The 17070-nt window shown below is 66.6% G+C and carries 15 protein-coding genes and 2 pseudogenes; 9 read left to right on the top strand and 8 right to left on the bottom strand.

Going from position 1 to position 17070, the window contains the following annotated elements:
- Positions 1–5 precede the first annotated feature (5 nt).
- Entirely contained in the window at positions 6–737 is a 732-nt protein-coding gene (locus MHY29_RS12420; protein WP_370643414.1) for a TnsA-like heteromeric transposase endonuclease subunit, read from the bottom strand.
- Positions 738–1771: 1034 nt separating this feature from the next.
- Here MHY29_RS12420 and MHY29_RS00995 point away from each other — a divergent pair.
- Both MHY29_RS00995 and MHY29_RS00990 read left to right on the top strand, forming a co-directional pair.
- Positions 1772–2722, top strand: coding sequence for an aldo/keto reductase (locus MHY29_RS00995; RefSeq protein WP_239237956.1), 951 nt, complete (start codon positions 1772–1774; stop codon positions 2720–2722).
- Positions 2715–3095, top strand: a complete 381-nt coding sequence (locus MHY29_RS00990; protein WP_239237955.1) for a MerR family transcriptional regulator — start codon at positions 2715–2717, stop codon at positions 3093–3095. The genes MHY29_RS00995 and MHY29_RS00990 overlap by 8 nt, the downstream gene beginning before the upstream one ends.
- Positions 3096–3473: 378 nt before the next feature.
- On the opposite strand, the gene MHY29_RS00985 is transcribed toward MHY29_RS00990, so the two are convergent.
- Both MHY29_RS00985 and MHY29_RS00980 read right to left on the bottom strand, forming a co-directional pair.
- Positions 3474–4592, bottom strand: coding sequence for a hypothetical protein (locus MHY29_RS00985; protein WP_239237954.1), 1119 nt, complete (start codon positions 4590–4592; stop codon positions 3474–3476).
- Between the two features lie 253 nt (positions 4593–4845).
- Positions 4846–5295 (bottom strand): hypothetical protein, encoded by a 450-nt coding sequence (locus tag MHY29_RS00980; RefSeq protein WP_239237953.1) that lies wholly within the window; start codon positions 5293–5295, stop codon positions 4846–4848.
- Between the two features lie 385 nt (positions 5296–5680).
- Here MHY29_RS00980 and MHY29_RS00975 point away from each other — a divergent pair, with 385 nt between their 5' ends.
- Both MHY29_RS00975 and MHY29_RS00970 read left to right on the top strand, forming a co-directional pair.
- Positions 5681–6268: a helix-turn-helix domain-containing protein gene (locus MHY29_RS00975; RefSeq protein ID WP_239237952.1), complete on the top strand. Its 588-nt coding sequence runs from the start codon at positions 5681–5683 to the stop codon at positions 6266–6268.
- Between the two features lie 10 nt (positions 6269–6278).
- Positions 6279–6728: a hypothetical protein gene (locus MHY29_RS00970; protein ID WP_239237951.1), complete on the top strand. Its 450-nt coding sequence runs from the start codon at positions 6279–6281 to the stop codon at positions 6726–6728.
- Positions 6729–6817: 89 nt separating this feature from the next.
- Here the strand turns inward: MHY29_RS00970 and MHY29_RS00965 are convergent, their stop codons facing one another.
- The 3 genes from MHY29_RS00965 to MHY29_RS00955 form a co-directional block, all read right to left on the bottom strand.
- Positions 6818–7660, bottom strand: coding sequence for a chromosome condensation regulator (locus MHY29_RS00965; protein WP_239237950.1), 843 nt, complete (start codon positions 7658–7660; stop codon positions 6818–6820).
- Between the two features lie 176 nt (positions 7661–7836).
- Positions 7837–8823: an IS481 family transposase gene (locus tag MHY29_RS00960; protein ID WP_239237949.1), complete on the bottom strand. Its 987-nt coding sequence runs from the start codon at positions 8821–8823 to the stop codon at positions 7837–7839.
- A 68-nt stretch (positions 8824–8891) separates the two neighbouring features.
- Positions 8892–9257 carry a VOC family protein gene (locus MHY29_RS00955; RefSeq protein WP_239237948.1) on the bottom strand — a complete coding sequence of 122 codons (366 nt, stop codon included), beginning with the start codon at positions 9255–9257 and terminating at the stop codon, positions 8892–8894.
- Positions 9258–9352: 95 nt separating this feature from the next.
- Here MHY29_RS00955 and MHY29_RS00950 point away from each other — a divergent pair.
- Both MHY29_RS00950 and MHY29_RS00945 read left to right on the top strand, forming a co-directional pair.
- Positions 9353–10267: pseudogene (locus tag MHY29_RS00950) on the top strand (helix-turn-helix transcriptional regulator); the annotation flags it as partial.
- Positions 10268–10330: 63 nt separating this feature from the next.
- A pseudogene (locus tag MHY29_RS00945) lies at positions 10331–11138 on the top strand (IS5 family transposase); the annotation flags it as partial.
- A gap of 97 nt (positions 11139–11235) precedes the next feature.
- Here MHY29_RS00945 and MHY29_RS00940 read toward each other — a convergent pair.
- Positions 11236–12216, bottom strand: a complete 981-nt coding sequence (locus tag MHY29_RS00940) for a YafY family protein (protein WP_239237947.1) — start codon at positions 12214–12216, stop codon at positions 11236–11238.
- A gap of 201 nt (positions 12217–12417) precedes the next feature.
- Between MHY29_RS00940 and MHY29_RS00935 the strand changes: the two genes are divergently transcribed.
- The 3 genes from MHY29_RS00935 to MHY29_RS00925 are packed head-to-tail and all read left to right on the top strand — an operon-like array spanning position 12418 to position 16548.
- Positions 12418–13806 (top strand): MFS transporter, encoded by a 1389-nt coding sequence (locus MHY29_RS00935; protein ID WP_239237946.1) that lies wholly within the window; start codon positions 12418–12420, stop codon positions 13804–13806.
- A gap of 32 nt (positions 13807–13838) precedes the next feature.
- Positions 13839–16139: an excinuclease ABC subunit UvrA gene (locus MHY29_RS00930; protein ID WP_239237945.1), complete on the top strand. Its 2301-nt coding sequence runs from the start codon at positions 13839–13841 to the stop codon at positions 16137–16139.
- A complete protein-coding gene (locus MHY29_RS00925) occupies positions 16132–16548 on the top strand; it encodes a VOC family protein (RefSeq protein ID WP_239237944.1) in 417 nt (138 codons plus the stop codon). The genes MHY29_RS00930 and MHY29_RS00925 overlap by 8 nt, the downstream gene beginning before the upstream one ends.
- Positions 16549–16723: 175 nt before the next feature.
- On the opposite strand, the gene MHY29_RS00920 is transcribed toward MHY29_RS00925, so the two are convergent.
- The coding region (locus MHY29_RS00920; protein WP_239237943.1) for an integrase core domain-containing protein at positions 16724–17070 on the bottom strand (347 nt) is incomplete at its 5' end.

Here is a 17070-nt window from a genome sequence, read left to right as displayed (position 1 = left end):
GGCTCTCATCCGACCCACCTCACACTGGTCGCCCCACTCAGCGGTGAATCCAGGTCTGCCGCGACGCGACCGGCCCAGACGTGGTGCCACAGCCCGGAGATCAGCTCCCCCGACCCGTCATCAACACTGAAGACCGCCGTGACGCAGCGGGGGCCGGACGTGAGCAGCCGGGCCAACCGTTCCTCTGCTTCGCGGTACCACGGCTTCGGTGCCCGGAAGGCGGAGAGCCACCTCAGGTTGGCCTCGTAGGCCGGTCCGTGGCCGGTGTGGATGCGGTAGTCCCACCCCAGCAGACGGGCGCACGCTTGGGTGGCGCGCGCGGCCTCGAGGAAGCGCTCGTCTTGGCGCCGCGAAGGGCGGGCGTCCCACAGGCAGACGTTCCCATCTCGGTCCAGGGAGAGCAGGTCGGGTACGTGTCGGCGGCGTTTGCCGTCAGCATCCGTGAAGTGCAGACACGCTGGCTGGGGCAGCAGCCACGTGACAGACCGGTCTCGGTCCAAGTGCAGGAGCAGACCATGCTCCAGACCGGACTCCAGGCGCACGGGAGCGCCCATAGTCGCGCTGAATGCATCGACGGGTATGTGCCGGCTTCTCGGTGACGACCGGAAGCGGCGCACCGATGACAGGGACGATAGATCAGGCAGATGTTCAGGGGCGTTGCAGAGGATCGGCTCGCCGGCCTGGGAGAACTCCCACTGGTGCCAGGGTGTGGCTGGTCCTCCGCTGGGGTCGCCCATAGACTGGACCACAGCGGTTCTTTCGATTGAGTTCTAGTGTTTTGACCGCGTCGAGGGCGTACCGGTTGCCGCCGGTGCGCCCTCGCTGTTTCACGGGGCGCAAGCTCTCGTCACTGGGGCTGAGCCTAGAACAGCATCGGGCCTGCTGCAACGAACTTTCGACGTGCGGAGCACCGGAGCATTCTTCCTTCAGGCTCATAGAAGCATCGAAGGGCTCGGCGGCGGCAAAGCCGCCGACGCAGATGCGTCCACTTGATTTCTCGTCGGCGTCTAACCGTACGTGTATGGTTATACACGCTTCTTAGAGGAAGACGGATCGGCACCAGGGCAGCGAAGAAGCGACTCAGTACGTCTTATGTGCGAGCCTCTTGCATCTCCAAGCGCCCGGCTCTAGTTTCACACTTATGGCGCATCGAACCAGCGTGCTGGTGACTTCGTGAGAGCCCCGCTGTCTAAGCACCTGCCCGACCCCGCGCGCGCAACGGCCAACGAACTCGTCCAGGCGCTCAGCAGCGCTCGAGCACCCAGCGAGCGGTACAGGTGTCTCAACCCCGAGTGCACGAACATGTGTGAGTGGCCGTCAAAGGACCAGCGCGGCCGACCCTCCAACTACTGCAGCCGGGCCTGTCGCGAACTCACGAAGCGGACACGACAGAGACTCTCCTGGGAGTGCGATGTTCTGCAGGAGGCGCTGGCGGAGAACGAGCTGAGCTGGGATCACGAGCGGGCACTGCAACGGGCGTTGGGCCACCGGAGATGGGCCCTGGAGCGGTACCCGGCTCGGGACGATTGATCATTAACCCGGGTCAGTCCGACCAACTCTGCGGGCAGTCCTAGACTCCGCACATGAGCGCAGACTTCTCTGACCAGCGTGGCGAGTGCCCGTACTGCGGCAACCATGTCGCTGCCTCCCAGAGCGGCTGGGCGGAGGTGTACCCCGAGTGGCAGACAGACCACTGCCTCTGTCTCTGGTGTTCATGGGCGGGGTTGGGCCTGCTTGACCTGAACCTTGGTCCAACTGGTGGAGTGTAGCCATGACCCAGAACGCGTTCCACATCGGCAGCCTCACCGTTCCCGCACTGGCCCTCGGCACGATGTACTTCGGCACCCACGTCCCTACCGACCGGTCCATGGACTGCCTGGACAAGGCCTTCGAGGTGGGCGCCCGGTTCTGGGACACTGCGAATAACTACGCCTTCTGGGCAGGTGGTGTTGGCGACGAGTCCGAGACCGTCATCGGTGACTGGCTGCACGCCCACGGCGCAGCGGCCAGGGACCAGGTCACGCTGGCCACCAAGATCGGCGCGCGCCCCCGCGTACCGGGCAGGGACCTGGGCGACACCCTGGGCCTGTCGCCAGCCGCTGTCCGTGGCCAGGTCGAGGACTGCCTGCGCCGCCTGCGTACCGACCGGATCGACGTGCTCTACGCCCACATCGACGACCCGACCGTCCCCTTCGAGGAGACCCTTGGTGCCTTCACCGACCTTGTCGAGCGGGGACTGGTGCGGGAAGTCGCCGCGTCCAACCTCACCATCCGGCGGCTTGACGAGGCCATGGCCGTCCCGACAGCCATCCGCTACCGAGCCCTGCAACAACGCTTCACCTGGCTCACACCCCAGCCCGACGCCGACCTGTCCCCGCACGTGCTGCTCGACGACGAGATCATCGACCTGTGCGACCGACACGACCTCACCCGCCTGGGCTACTCACCGCTCCTGTCGGGCGCCTACACCCGCACCGACCGGCCGCTGCCTTCCGGGTACCAGGCCCACGCGGACGCCCTCGCGGCCTTGCACGACGTGGCAGACCGCCACGGCCTCGACGCCGGGCAGGGCGTCTTGACCTGGATGGTCAGCCGGAGCCAGCCCGTGATCCCCGTTGTGGGGGTCTCCAGCCCCGACCAGGTCCGCTCCGCCTGGCAGGCCGTGACGACACCGCTGCCTGCCCAGGACGTGGCAGTGCTGGAAGATGCTCGACGTGCCTGAAACCCTCACCATCACCCAAGTCGCCGCCCACCTCGGGCTGGATCCCGACACCCTGCGCTACTACGAACGCCACGGCGTCGTCCCGGCCCCACCTCGCGATCACGCTGGCCACCGCTCCTACCAACCTGGCGATGTCCACCTGCTGGAAGTCCTCATGCACCTCAAGGACACCGGAATGCCCTTGGCTCAGATCGCCCAGTTCACTGCCTGGGTCGCCCAGGATCCCGACGGCGTGCCCGAACGCCTCGCCCTGCTGCAGGAACACCGCACCCATGTGATCGACCAGATCACCACCTGGCAACACTCACTCGACGTCATCGACCAGAAGATCCGCGACTACACGCAACGGCTCGCCACACACCAATCCCACTGACGAACGAACGCGATCATCTGCCGCAGATGGTTCTTCTTCGAGGGCTGGTGTCGTGTGGCTCGGGTCCAGCCGAGTGCGAGTCGGCGTTCGAGCGGCACCCGGCTTCGCCCTCATCGCTCGGAGAGACATCACAGCCTGACGCCCAGCCACAGCGGCCACTGGTCAGGGACAGCCAAGGCTGATGGGAGGGCTCCTGGTTGTCACTGATGAGCATCCGCTCCTGCCGCACCCGGCACGGGGCGCCATCGTCTGGGTGGTCCCCAATCAGACCGTCATCCCGGGGCCAGATGGAGTTGACATAGCCAAGGCGGCGTCGGCCTTCGGGTGAGAGGGGAGCGTTGGCATGCGTAGGCGAGGTCATGACTGCTCTCAGCGATCTCAGATCAGCTCCATCACCGGGCCCTCATGCACGGCCTCGTAGATCACGTTGCGGATCACGTTGGCCTCATCTGAGGTCAAAGTGCGGTCGATGGGGCGCAACATGTTTCGCAGCAGGAGATTGACTTGTCCTTCCAGAGTGCCGAGCCTCGAGCGCGCGGCCTCGGGCAGTCCCTCGTGGGGTGTGCGGCTGAGAACCTCGAGAGACTCGATGACGTCGGCGTTGTCTCCGAGAGCGACGCGGATGCGGTCACCAAGCGTCTCCTCGTCCTCTTGTGTATCCACGACGACTGAGAGGTCGCGCCGGGCCGCAGGCAGAAGTGAAACGTGCTGCCATGGATCCAGGGTGAGCATCTGGGTTGCTATGCGAGAGTCTTCTGCCCGGAGATAGCGGATGTCAGGGATGCCCTTGCGCAGCATCAGTGCGCGTTCAAGCCCCATACCGAGAGCCAGGCCGGACCACCGCTCGGGGTCGAGGCTCGATCCGCGCAGCACCTCGGGATGGATGCGGCCGCACTCGGCGAGTTCAAGCCATTCGCCGTCGTGGAGCACGTCGATCTGCCTACCACCGACGGTGTATGGGTGCGCCACGTCTGTTGTTCTCCACTGCGCATCCGGGAGGACTGCCTCGACCAAGTGGCCGATCATCGTGAGCATGTCCTCGTCGCCGGTATTCGGAGTGCTACGGATGCGCCACAGGTCCACCTGGTGGGGTTCCCCCACGTGGGTGCGATCGACGGCGTCGCGACGGTAGACGAGACCGGGTACCACGAGTAACTCATCCACCTCGGACATTCCCGCATAGTCCTCAAGGGCGCGCGGGAGTTCGGCGCTCATGTGACTACGGAGCATCACAGCGGGGCTGATGTAACGGGTGTACCGGCGAGCCCGAGTGACATCACCTGGGTCGTAACCGAGGCGGTCGTAGTTGTCTCGAACAGGAACGACCGGCGAGCTGCGCACATACCGGATCGAGCTGTCCCACTCGGGCTGCAGACGGTCGATGACTGATTGCAGGAGAGCCTGGATGGCGTGACGTCCCTGGTCGGGATCGGTGAGGTCGCGCGTATTGAGAGCACGATAGAGCTGGTCGGAAGTCAGGTAGTCGGCGTGCGACATGAGAAGGTCTCCAAGAAGTTGGCAGGTAGGTGAAGGACGAGAAACTTCCCCCGGCCGTACCTGCGGAGACCTACTGCGCTACGACTGCGCTACGACTGCGCGTCGAAGACCCCGCGGCCATATCCCGGCCGGGGGTCTTGAAATCGCTGCTGCATCCGCATGGCACCAGTGCAGCTGCGCGACCAGCCAGCAGCGAGAAACGTCAACAACCTCATGGCCAGCAACACCAGCCCGCGCAGGGGCGGTCAGCCTGTCAGCCTCGCGCGCTGCGCTTGGAGCGGCCCCCCAGGAACGCCTGCGCCGCGACGATCACCAACATTGCCGCCGCCGCGGCCGCAGCACCAGCCGGACCGGCGAACGAGAAACCCAACGCGGCCAGAAACGCGCCGCCGAGTCCGAGGACGAGCATGGAGCCCCCGATCCACGAGAACACCGGCGCGCGGAAGGCTCGGGCGAACTGCAGGAAGTGGGCGCCGACGACGGCGGCCACCAGAGCGATCTGCGCGGTTGGGGTATGAAGCGCCTCCGCGACGATGCGTGTGACGGGCATCAGCAGGAGCAACAGGACGACGGCGACCCAGTACACGCGCATCGCCCCGGGGGTCGGCGGCTCCATGGACGGCATGACGCGACGCCGGAACAGGATGGCCACGAGAGCGAACGCGATCAGGCCGACGGCCGCCACGCGCAACGGAGCCTGCACGGGCTCGGGTAGTGCGCGGATGCCGCCGAAGAGGAAGGCCGACCCACCGATTGTTGAGATGCGCGGAAGATTTCGCACGAAACGCGGTCAAATCTTCACAGTTGGGCGCGCTCTATAGCGTCGCGAAAAGTGGGGGGCGAAGGAGCTGTTGACGCAATCCAAGTCTCCCGGTCAGTAGAGCGAGTCGATCGTCCCCCTGCCGTAGGTTCGTGACATGACTCAGCTGTGGCATCACCCCGCCAGCGGCGTCGCCCTGGCCTACGTGACTGGACCGGTAAGGCCTGGCGAGTACGTCAGCGTTCCCGATGGCCGCTCTGGCCTAGCCATCGCTGGTGAGACGGTCTGGTGGTTCGGGCCGGCCACCCGCCCCTGGGTTGCGGATCGCATGCTCGACACCGTCGTGGGGATCCGCCTGACACACCTCGCAGGCCGTCCCTTCGCCGACACCAGCCTGGCGCCGTGGTGTGACGCCAGAGTCGAACTCGGCCACTTGCCTAGCCATGCGGCGTCCAGCACCGATCTGCGCCGCGCGCTTCAAATGGCCAGCACTCCACGTCAGCAGGCCGTCCTCCTCGTGGCCTATGCGTCTCGGCGGGTAGGCGCGGACACCGAGAGCCGGGGCGATGGCGCCGCGCGGATCTTGGCGGGCGCCGCAGCCGGGGAGCCTGTCGCCGTGACGGCAGCTGAGCTGGCTATTTCCCCGCGCCAGATGCACCGGCGTTCCCTGGAGATGTTCGGCATGCCCCCAACGACCCTGCGGAGGATCCTGCGAATCCATCGAGCCGCTTCGGTCAGGGTCGGCGGTACTGAACCGACCCTGGCGACCGTGGCCGCAGAAGCCGGGTTCAGCGACCAAGCCCACCTGGCCCGAGATACCCAGGCGCTCACGCTGACAACGTCGTCCTTGGCACTCGGCCGTGGGCGGGTGGCTGTGTCCGATTCGTTCAAGACCAGCGGGTCAACGCGCCCATAGCCTTCGAGTTATGCAGACCTGGGAAGACATTCAAGAATCCGTCCAAGCCGCTCTCGGCGGCCGCAGTGAGACTGCCCGTGCCTCGTTGCAGGGGTGCTGGGACCGGACCAGCCCCGAGGACGCCGCCCAGCGTTGCGTCATTGCCCACTATCTCGCCGACCAGCAAGACAACCTCGCTGACGAGATCGCCTGGGACGAAAGGGCCCTGGAGGCATTCGACGGGATCACCGACGACGACCTCGCACCCATCGGCATCCCCTCTGCCACCGGGTTCGCCCCCAGCCTGCACCTCAACCTCGGCGACGGCTACCTCCGTGCCGGTGATCTGCCGAAGGCGCGGGCCCAGGTCGAACAGGCTCAAGCAGCCATGCACCTCCTGCCGGCTGAGGGGTACGGGGCGATGATCCGAGGAGGCATTCAGCGGCTCGCGGAGAAGATCACCGACCTCTCGCAGGGTTGAACCCGCGCGAGGCGATGGAGAGGCAACACGGACTTATGCGACACCCGAAGATCCCGCTTCGAGTCAGGGGCGGTCGTCGCTGAGGGGACTCACCACGCAGTTGGCTGCCCGGCTTGGAGCCGACACTGGCCGTCGGCGTTGACCCCGGTGGCGAGTACGTGGCCGTCGGCGCAAAGGCCGAGGGAGTGGCGCGATCCGGCGGTGATTGCTACGACATCACGCCACCCCTGAACCATGCACTGGCCTTGGCTGTTGTCGCCCGCGGCGACGACTCGCCCATCCTGGGTGAGTCCAAGGACGTGGTGGCTGCCTGCAGCGACCGCCTGGAGCCCCTGCCATCGGCGGGCCTCGTTGAGGCCGGCGGCGGGATCTCCGGCAACGAGAAGGCTGCCGTCCCGGTGGAGGCCTAACGTGTGGAGGTATCCGGCGGCCACGTCCACCACGCCGGTCCAGGCCGTGACCTCGCACTGGCCTCGTCGGTTCACACCTGTAGCCAGCGCAGTTCCGTCAGCCCGCACGCCCACGGAGTGCCAGTCGCCGGCAGACACTGCAACGATCTCTGACCAGCCTTCCACGTCGCAGGCCCCCTCAGCGCGGCGGCCAGCTGCCATCACGGTCCCGTCCGCATGGAGTCCGAGCGTGAGGCGCCATCCGGCCGCGACGCCCACCAAACCCATCCAGGGGCGGACGTCGCACTGGCCGTCATCGTTCCAGCCGGCGGCCAGCGCTGTCCCGTCTGCGCGCAATCCCACGGAGTGCGAACGCCCGGTGTTGCGAGCCGTGTGAACGTTGCCCGCGGCCACAGCGACGATGTCAGTCCAGTCCTCGACAGCGAGCTCCGGCGACCCTGGGCGGCCCGCAGCGCGAACTCCGCCGCTGCTGGTGGCGAGGAGCGAATGCCGTCGTCCCGCGGCGAGCCGGTTCAGCTGCATCCTCGGGAGACTACATGGTCATCTGGGAGGACCTTCCGACTGGGGGCGGCAAGGGGGGCGGCATGACCTTCCGCAACTACGCGCACTCGAGCGTTGTCGAGATGCAGTGAAGACGGTACGCGACTCACCGTGAACTGTTCAGAGAGTGCGCGGGATCCGGTAAGCGAAGAGATCGGTTAGATGTACTGCCCGGGGACGTTGATCAACCGTGAGAAGGGCGGCTGGTTCCCGCAGGCAGTGTGGGGCCGGTGCTGGTTGTAGTAGTGCAGCCAGCCGTCGAGCTCGCCCCGGCGCTCGGCCTCGGAGGTGTAGCAGCGGGCATAGGCCCAACCGTCGGCCAAGGTGCGGTGGAATCTCTCGATCTTGCCGTTGGTCTGCGGACGGTATGGCCGGGTTCGCTTGTGTCGGATGCCAAGCTCCGCGCAGGTGTCTCGCCACAGGTGTGAGCGGTAGGCACCGCCGTTGTCGGACAGGACCCGCTCGACGGTGACGCCGCGATGGTTGAACCACTCGACGGCCCGGACCAGGACGGTGGTGGCGGTGAGGGCGGTTTCGTCGTCGTGGATCTCGGCGTAGGCGACGCGGGAGTGGTCGTCGATGACGGTGTGGACGTTGGCCTTGCCCATCAACGGGTCCCGGTACCTGTTCCTGGGCTTGCCAGGGGTGGCGGCGCGGTTCTTCTCGCCCTGCTGACGGCCGACGTAGCGCCAACCGCCACCGTCGGGGATGTTGCCGAGCTTCTTCACGTCCACGTGCAGCATCGCACCAGGCTTGTCGTGTTCGTAGCGCCGGACCGGTCCGCCGGTGGCGCGGTCGACATGGGACAGCCGGTTCAAGTGTGCGGTGACCAGAATGCGGTGGACCGTCGACGGGGCGATGCCCAGTCGACAGGCCAACTGCACTGGCCTCTCCCGGAGGCGCAGCCGTAGGTCGATGCATCGCCGGGAAGTCTTCCCGCTGGTCCGGTTCGGCGAGCGATGGGGACGGGAGGACCGGTCCTGCATTGATTGGCCTGCCCGGTAACGGTCGGCCCAGCGTTTCACAGTGGGCCAGGAGGCCTGGAAGCGGGCGGCCACCTCGCTGATCGGCCATCCCTTGTCGACGACGAGCTGCGCCACCTTGAGACGGTGGCGTGGGGTGAGGGCAGCGTTGGGGTGTGACATGGTTTCCTCGACAAAGAGTCGTGGCGGCGAGCTGCTGCTCGCCGCCACGTAGGGGATGGGGTGGGATGTCAGTCGACGGGGCTGACGCGGATGAGGTTGCCGTCTGGGTCGGCGATCACGAAGGTGCGGCCGAACACGTCGTCGTGGGGCTCCTCGACCACCCGGATGCCCTTGGCGACCCACTGCTGGTAGACCTCGTCGATGGCGTCGCCCCCGCCGGGCAGCATCAGTCCGAGCTCGCTGGTGCGCGGCGTCTCCAGGGTGGTGTGTTCGTTGTGGCCGGTCCAGATCGCGAACAGGACGCCGGGCGCGACCTCGAAAGCGACATAGCGGGGGCTGGTGAAGGTGGGCTCGATGTCGAACAGGTCGCTGTAGAACGCGGTAGAACGCTGAGCGTCGGTCACGTAGGTCAGGAACAGGTTGGGTGCCGTCATGGCGGGCCTCCAAGGGTTGGGCTGGCGTGTGAACGTCTCCCAGCACATCGCCGATACACGACAGTTCCTGTCATATTCTTTGTGAAAATGAGGACATGAAGGCTTCTCGTCTGCTGTCGATCGTCCTGCTGCTCCAAGTGCACGGACGGATGACCACCCAGCAGCTCGCTGACCGCTTTGAGGTGTCTACCCGGACGGTCCTGCGCGACGTGGAAGCCCTGTCCGCTGCCGGTGTCCCAGTCCATGCAGAACGCGGCCGTCATGGCGCGATCGTGCTCGACGCGCGTTCCCGTCTGGACCTGTCACGGCTCGATCCCTCCGAGCTGCAGCTCCTCGCGACAGTCGGCCTCAGCCCCGACCAGCTCGCACAGATCGGCCTGGGAGAGGTAGGTGAACACGCCCGCGCCAAGCTCACGGCAGCCACCCGTCGCTGGGGCCCAGGCGAACCGCCTCTGACCGATGTCCTATTGATCGACCCTGCCGGATGGTTCACGCCTGCCACGACCCGGGACCTGTCGAGTTTGCTGGCTGCGGCCCGGCAGGGCCGCCGGCTCGTCGTCACCTACCGCCACAGCGGACACGCCACTGCCGACACCTACCAGGTCGACCCCTACGGACTGGTCAGCAAGCAGGCCGCCTGGTATCTGGTTGGTGACGTGGACGGCACGCCGCGCATGTTCAACACCAATCGCCTGGTGACACACAAGGCTATGGACGAACCGGCCGTGTTGCGGCCCGGCCAGCCCTTGGAGAAAGTCTGGGATCAGTTGGTCGGCACGTTCACCACCGACGCGAGCGTGGAGATTAACGCTCACCTGCGGGCCAACCGGCTGGACCTCGCCGCCAGGATCCTGGGGAGCCGTCTGGTCGACGTGTCCAATCCCGTCGACGAGTGGCTCACCATCACCGTGGCCTATCCCGACATCGAGTCGGTTCGCCAGCTCCTCCAATTCGGGGACCACATCAAAGTCCTCGACCCACCTGAAGCCGTGCAGCGCGTCCATGACCTCGCCCACCAACTGATGCAAGCTCACAACCCGGCAGGCTCAATCAACGTCTCCGGTCAGCACACGTTCGCTGATGCCCGCACGATGGTCGAGGCGATCATCTACCGGTATCGGTGCGGGATCCCCTGACGGGATGTGCCCGAGGTCTACGGCCCCTGGCAGACGGTGTGGACCTGGCATCGGCGCATGGCCGAAGAGGGCACCTGGGACGCGGTGCTGGCGAAGCTGACCGCCGCTGCCGACACGCAGGGCTTGGTGGACTGGTCGGTGTCGGTGGACTCCACGATCGCCCGTGCGCATCAGCACGCGACGAACACGAAGCGCCTCACAGGGGGCTGGATCGAATTACAAGAATCTGCGGGATGAGCCCGTCGATCATGGGGTAGGACGCTCTCGTGGCGGGCTTAGCACGAAGATCCACCAGCTCGTCGACGGCGCAGGGCTGCCTTTGGTCAGCCTGATCACCCCAGGCCAGGCAGGGGACTCCCCGATGCTGCTGCCATTGCTGGGCCAGCTGCGCGTGGCCCGGCCTGCAGGCCGGCCCCGCACCCGCCCGGACGCGGTCCTGGGCGACAAGGCGTATTCCTCCAGGGCGATCCGCACCCACCTGCGCACCTGCGGCATCAAGGCCGTGATCCCCGAGCCGGCGGACCAGCAGGGCCACCGCAGGCGCCGCGGTTCGGCCGGTGGCCGCCCCGTTGGCCTGGACTCGCAGGCTTACAAAGGCCGGAACGTCATCGAGCGCCAGTACGCGCATCTGAAGCAGTGGCGAGGGCTGGCGACCCGGTACGACAAGTACGCGATCGTCTACCGGGCTGCCGTGGTGCTCAACGCGGTCATCGCGTGGGCGAAACTATTGTCAGACACGCCCTAACCGACATGATTGACCAGCGAGTACCGCACACTCGACCGTTACCGAGACGGCCACCGACCGGCTCCCAGCCCGGGAAGGCTCTCTGAGAGTCTCCGGGTCACCGAAGACGGTGACTGATCTCGATGAAGGTGCTGGCCAGCTCTGGCGGCTCGACGTCGGTGAGCTCGGCGTCGAAGGTGATGAACAGACCTGCCACACCTGCCCATGACCATCCCCCGATGGTGAGCCGGCACGTGGACCGGTTGATGGGGGTGACCACCGAGCCGCCAGGGGCCCAACGAGCTACGACGTCAGCAGGCAGGTTCAAGGTGGCCGTCCCCACACATCGCCACTGACCGGGTGTGTCACCGCGATGTGGATTCTGCACCACCATGCGCATCACGTCTTGGTGGCCCAGCGGCTGGGGCGCGAACGTCCTCCCAGGCAAGGTCGTCGGTCGGATTCGGTCTACCCGGTAGGTGCCCCAGGTGCCATGTCTGGCATGGCGAGCGATGAGGTACCAGCGCCCGGCCCAGACCACGAGGTGGTGGGGCTCCACTTCCAAAGGCGGGCCGAGTGCCCCGTCTTCGAGCCATGACGTATCACCCGCGCTGGGAACGTAGTCGAAGCGCAGGGCCCGTGTGGTGCGTATGGCCGATCCGACGGCTCGCAACGTGGTGACGTCGATCGGTGGCGCGGAGAACTCCCAATAGTTGCGCAGGCTGGTGACGTTGAAGGCCTCACTGGCCGCGCGCAATCTTGCCGGCATCACCTGGCGCAAGGTGGTCAGCGCGCGCGCGACTGCGTCCTCGATCCCGCTCACTGTGGCTGGCGCGGTCTGCAAAGCCAAAGCAATGGCGATGGCCTGGTCATCGTCCAGGACCAACGGGGGCAGCTTGCCTGCCGCTCCGAGCCGGTACCCCCCGCCGGGTCCTTTGATGGACTCCACGGGGTATCCGAGTTCACGCAACGTGTCCACGTCCCGGCGCAGGGTCCGCGGCGACACGTCCAGACGGTGAGCGAGTTCAATGCCTGCCCACTCCACGCGCGCCTCAAGCAGGGAGAGCAAGTGCAGAACCCGCGAGGAAGTCTTCGCCATGCTCCTAGAATGCCGGAATAGCGGCCACTCGACGTCCGCCACCTACGAAACGGTGGGGTCATGCGCGAACCTCATACCCACGACACTCACCCTGCCGGCGCTTCACATGCCACCGATTCAGACTGCAGCAGCACCTCTGCGCAGTCCCATGCCGACGCTGGTCGTCTCAGCGGGCGAGCCGCCTCCGTGGCGTTGCTGGTCGTGCTCTTCGCCTCGTTCATGGACCTGTTGGACGTCACGATCGTCACGGTCGCAGCCCCCCAGATCTCTGCCGACCTCCAGGCAAGCCCCGCCCAGATCCAGTGGATGCTCGCTGCTTACACGCTGGCCTTGGGGTCCGGGCTGATCACCGGCGGCCGCGTCGGTGACGATTACGGCCGTCGCCGAGTCTTCCTGGTCTCCTTGAGCTGCTTCGCCCTGGCCTCGGTGCTATGCGCCCTGGCTCCCAACGCGGAGATTCTGATCTGCATGCGCGCCCTTCAGGGCCTGGCAGGAGGCTTCATGGTGCCGCAGGTGTTCGGGATCATTCGCTCCTCCTTCGAGCCGGCCGCGATGGCCAAGGCCTTCGGCGCATACGGGGCGGTCCAGGGCCTGGCCTCAGTCGCCGGACCCCTCATCGGCGGAGCCCTCATCGACGCCGACCTGTGGGACCTCGGGTGGCGGGCGATCTTCTGGATCAACATCCCCGTCGCCGCCATCGCCCTGATCCTGGGAGTGCGCTTTCTGCCCGAGTCGCACGCACCGACCAGATCCCGCCTCGATGTTCCCGGAGCTGTGATGGCCGCGGCCGCCGTGTTCCTGATTCTTCTGCCGCTTGTGCAGGGCAAGGACTGGGGTTGGCCAATGTGGGGCTGGTTGCTGCTGATCGCCGGTGTCATCCTGCTGGCCGGCTTCCTGGCGTACGAACGTGCAGTGGTGCGCCGCGGCGGGCAACCGATCCTTGATCCGGCCCTGCTGCTGGTGCGCCCCTTCATGGCTGGGCTGGCGGCGTCGGTGCTGTTCTTCGGTGGCCTCGCCTCGTTCTTCCTGGTGCTGTCGATCTACCTCCAGGCCGGCACCGGCCGGTCAGCATGGGAGACAGGGCTGGTCATCCTGCCCTACGCCATCGGGTCGATGCTGACCTCCGGAGCCGGTGTGGCACTGGCCGCCAAGGCCGGACGAGCTCTGCTCGTGACTGGATCGCTGACCCTGACCGTCTCGCAGGCCCTGCTGTGGTGGCTCGTGCGTGATGGCGCCACCCCCGGCTACTGGGCCCTGGCCGGAGTGATGTTCATCGGTGGCCTCGGATTGGGACTGGCCGCTCCGATCTTGGTCAATGTCGTGCTCGCAGCCGTCCCCGGCCGTGCCGCCGGTGCAGCCGGAGGTGTGCTCTCGACGGTGAATCAGCTCGGTGGCGCCGCCGGTGTGGCCGTGCTCGGCACCATCTTCTTCACCGCCCTCACCGCCGAAACGACGACCACCGCAGGTTCTTCAGCTCAGACATTCGGGCACGCGCTGGCCCAGGTGATGCCATGGCAGGCCGCCGCCTACCTCGCCGCCGCAGTGATGATGCTCGCCCTGCCCAAGACGGCCGCAGCCCACCAGCACTGACCGAACCACACCCAACTCATCAGGAGCGCCGCATGAGCACCGACAACGTGATCCGAGTCCGTGGGGCCCGCACGAACAACTTGCGCGGGATCGACCTCGAGATCCCCAAGAAGAAGCTCACCGTCGTAACCGGGGTGTCCGGGTCGGGCAAGTCGTCCCTGGCCTTTGACACCATCGCCGCCGAATCTCAGCGCCTGCTCTCCGCGACCTACCCCGCGTTCGTGCAGAACCTGATGCCGCACCTGCCTCGGCCCGACGTCGACATCCTGGAGGGGCTCTCCGCGTCGATCGTTGTCGACCAGGCACCCCTGGGCGCCAACCCCCGCTCCACCGTGGGCACAGCCACCGACGCCTGGTCCCTGCTGCGCCAGCTCTACGCCGGACACGGCACCCCACCGGTGCCTGGACCGCACGCGCTCTCCTTCAACAGCCCCGCCGGCATGTGCCCTGCCTGCGAGGGCACCGGCCGGGCCGCCACCCTCGAAGTAGACACCATCATCGATCGCGCCCGGTCCCTCAACGAGGGTGCGATCACCTTCCCCAACTTCGCCGTCGATTCCCTGTTTTGGAAGGTCTATGCCCGCAGCGGGGCGTTCAACAACGACACTCCCGTGAGCGAGTACACCCCCGACGAGCTCGAACATCTGCTGCATGGAACAGGCCCCAAGGTCGACACCGGCTCCTACCCCATGGCCTACGAGGGCGTTCTCACCAAGATCACCCGTCTCTACTTGGCCAAGGACCCCTCCAGCCTCAAGCCGCGCATTCGAGAGGCCCTGGAGGAGGCCGCGACCACCGGGCCCTGCCCCGAATGCGACGGCACCCGCCTGAATCCCGCCGCACGCGCCTGCACGATCGGGAACACTCCCATCACGACCTGCCACGCCATGCCCGCCACCGAACTGGCCGAATGGCTCACCCACCTCGATGCGCCGGCTGCGGCCCCGTTGATCGCACAGCTGCGTTCCCTTCTGAGCAACCTGGACCGGGTCGGGTTGGGCTATCTCACCTTGGATCGGCCCACCTCGACCCTTTCCGGCGGCGAAGGCCAACGCATCCGCACGGTGCTCCACCTGGACTCCTCCCTGACTGACCTGACCTATGTCTTCGACGAACCGGCAGCCGGCCTGCACGCGCACGACACCACCCAGGTCCTCGCCCTCCTGCACGCCCTGCGCGACAAGGGCAACACCGTGCTCGTCGTCGAGCACCACCCCGACGTGATCGCCGCTGCCGACCATGTCATCGACCTCGGGCCAGGAGCCGGTGTTCACGGCGGCACCATCACCTTCTCCGGCACCCCCACCGAACTGGCCCACGCCGACACCCTTACCGCCCGCGCCCTGGCCTCCGGCCCTGCCCTCAACACCACCCCCCGCACTCCAACGGGCACCCTTACCATCCAGAACGCCACAACCCACAACCTCGATCACCTCACCGTGGAGATCCCCCTCGGCGTGCTCACCTGCATCACCGGAGTCGCTGGAGCAGGCAAGAGCTCACTGCTGGCCAATCTGCCCCCCAGCGAAGACCTGGCCTTGATCGGCCAGCAGCCGATCCCCGGGTCCCGCCGTTCCACTGCGGCCACCTACACCGGGGCCATGGACTGGTTCCGCACGGCCTTCGCCAAGGCCGCCAGCACCCCCGATCACCCTGTGAAGCCCGGACTGTTCAGCGCAAACAGCGCCGGCGCCTGCCCGCACTGCGCCGGTCTAGGAGTCACCTATCTCGAGGCTCCCAACAGCGCCCCCGTCGCCGTCACTTGCACGACCTGCGATGGGAACCGCTACACGCCAGAAGTGCTCACGCACACACTGGACGGTCTCACCATCGCCCAAGTCCTGGCCCTCCCTGTTGCCGAGGCCGCACACCGATATGCAGGCACCCCTGCTGCCACCCCGCTAACAGCGCTCGTGAACGTCGGCCTGGGCTACCTCACCCTCGGCCAGCCCCTGTCCACCCTTTCCGGTGGTGAACGTCAACGACTGCGCCTGGCCACCCGCATCCAGAGCCCGGCCGCCATTTACGTCTTGGACGAGCCCACCACGGGACTACACATGGACGACGTCGCCACCCTGACCACCTTGCTTCATCAGCTCGTGGAGGACGGCGCCACCGTCATCGCCGCCGACCACCATCTGCACCTGATCGCCTCCGCCGACCATGTCATCGACCTCGGCCCCGAGGCCGGCCCCCTCGGCGGCACCCTGACATACCAGGGTCCCTCCTCCGCACTCGTCGACTCCGAAACTCACACCGGCCGCGCCCTCGCGGCCCGCCTGTCAACCACAGCTCCCTACCCCACGCAGCCCCAGGAGACCCCTCATGACTGACCGTTCCGGCTCCCAGATCGATCACCTCAACATCGCCGTGCCCAACCTGACCCGCGCCCGCGCCTTCTACGACCCGCTCCTTGCCAGTCTGAACATCCACCCCGTCCTGGAGGTCCCTGCAACCGCTACGGACAACGCCATGACCGGCTACGGATGGACCGAGATCAAGCCCTTCTTCTGGCTAATCGACAACGGCACCGTCGGCACGAACATGCACCTTGCGTTCACCACTGAAACCCGCGAGCAGGTCCACGCGTTCTATGCCACCGCCACGAACTTGGGGGCTCAGCTGCTGCACCCCCCTGCCACCCACCCCGAGTACCACGAGCACTACTACGGCGCCTTCATCCTCGACCCCTACGACATCAACGTCGAAGCCGTCTGTCACCACGCGACAAACGAAATCTGATCCGGGTGTGTGGAGGCTGAGACGCGCTCTCCCGTCGGAGCGCCAACTGGTGAGATCGACTGTCGAGATGCAGCGAAGGCTGCACAGCAATCTCGCCCCCGCACAGATCTAGAAGGTCGCCGGCCCGTCAACTCGCGTGGAGCCGAGTCACCGGCGACTGCAGGCGGACGCGGTTCTAGGTGTGATGTCCAGGGAGGTTGTTGAGCCTGCTGGCAGGCGCGGCTCCGATCGCGGAGTGGACCCGGTGATGATTGTAGAAGTGCACCCACCCAGGCAACGCGGCCCTGCGTTCGGTCTCTGAGCCGTAGAACCGGGCGTAGGCCCACCCGTCAGCGAGCGTGCGATGGAACCGCTCGATCTTCCCGTTCGTCTGCGGTCGGTAGGGCCGAGTCCGCTTGGGTTTGATCCCGAGCTCGGTGCAAGCATCCCGCCAGGCATGCCAGCGGTAGGCCGAACCGTTGTCCGAGAGCACCCGCTCCACCTCCACGCCCAGGCGCGCGAAGTGAGCGACCGCGCGGCGCA

This window comes from Micrococcus sp. ACRRV (assembly GCF_022346985.1).
Taxonomy (GTDB): Bacteria; Actinomycetota; Actinomycetes; order Actinomycetales; family Micrococcaceae; genus Micrococcus; species Micrococcus porci.
Note: the sequence above shows the minus strand (reverse complement) of the source record. Positions and strands in the feature narration are given on the sequence as shown.

Bases quoted from the DNA above. Each gene is read 5' to 3' on its own strand.
- MHY29_RS00985 (WP_239237954.1), bottom strand. From the start codon at position 4,592: ATGTCGCACGCCGACTACCTGACTTCCGACCAGCTCTATCGTGCTCTC.
- MHY29_RS00940 (WP_239237947.1), bottom strand. From the start codon at position 12,216: ATGGCGAAGACTTCCTCGCGGGTTCTGCACTTGCTCTCCCTGCTTGAG.
- MHY29_RS00930 (WP_239237945.1), top strand. From the start codon at position 13,839: ATGAGCACCGACAACGTGATCCGAGTCCGTGGGGCCCGCACGAACAAC.
- MHY29_RS00965 (WP_239237950.1), bottom strand. From the start codon at position 7,660: ATGCAGCTGAACCGGCTCGCCGCGGGACGACGGCATTCGCTCCTCGCC.
- MHY29_RS00960 (WP_239237949.1), bottom strand. From the start codon at position 8,823: ATGTCACACCCCAACGCTGCCCTCACCCCACGCCACCGTCTCAAGGTG.
- MHY29_RS00995 (WP_239237956.1), top strand. From the start codon at position 1,772: ATGACCCAGAACGCGTTCCACATCGGCAGCCTCACCGTTCCCGCACTG.
- MHY29_RS00975 (WP_239237952.1), top strand. From the start codon at position 5,681: ATGCTCGACACCGTCGTGGGGATCCGCCTGACACACCTCGCAGGCCGT.
- MHY29_RS00925 (WP_239237944.1), top strand. From the start codon at position 16,132: ATGACTGACCGTTCCGGCTCCCAGATCGATCACCTCAACATCGCCGTG.
- MHY29_RS00970 (WP_239237951.1), top strand. From the start codon at position 6,279: ATGCAGACCTGGGAAGACATTCAAGAATCCGTCCAAGCCGCTCTCGGC.
- MHY29_RS00955 (WP_239237948.1), bottom strand. From the start codon at position 9,257: ATGACGGCACCCAACCTGTTCCTGACCTACGTGACCGACGCTCAGCGT.
- MHY29_RS12420 (WP_370643414.1), bottom strand. From the start codon at position 737: ATGGGCGACCCCAGCGGAGGACCAGCCACACCCTGGCACCAGTGGGAG.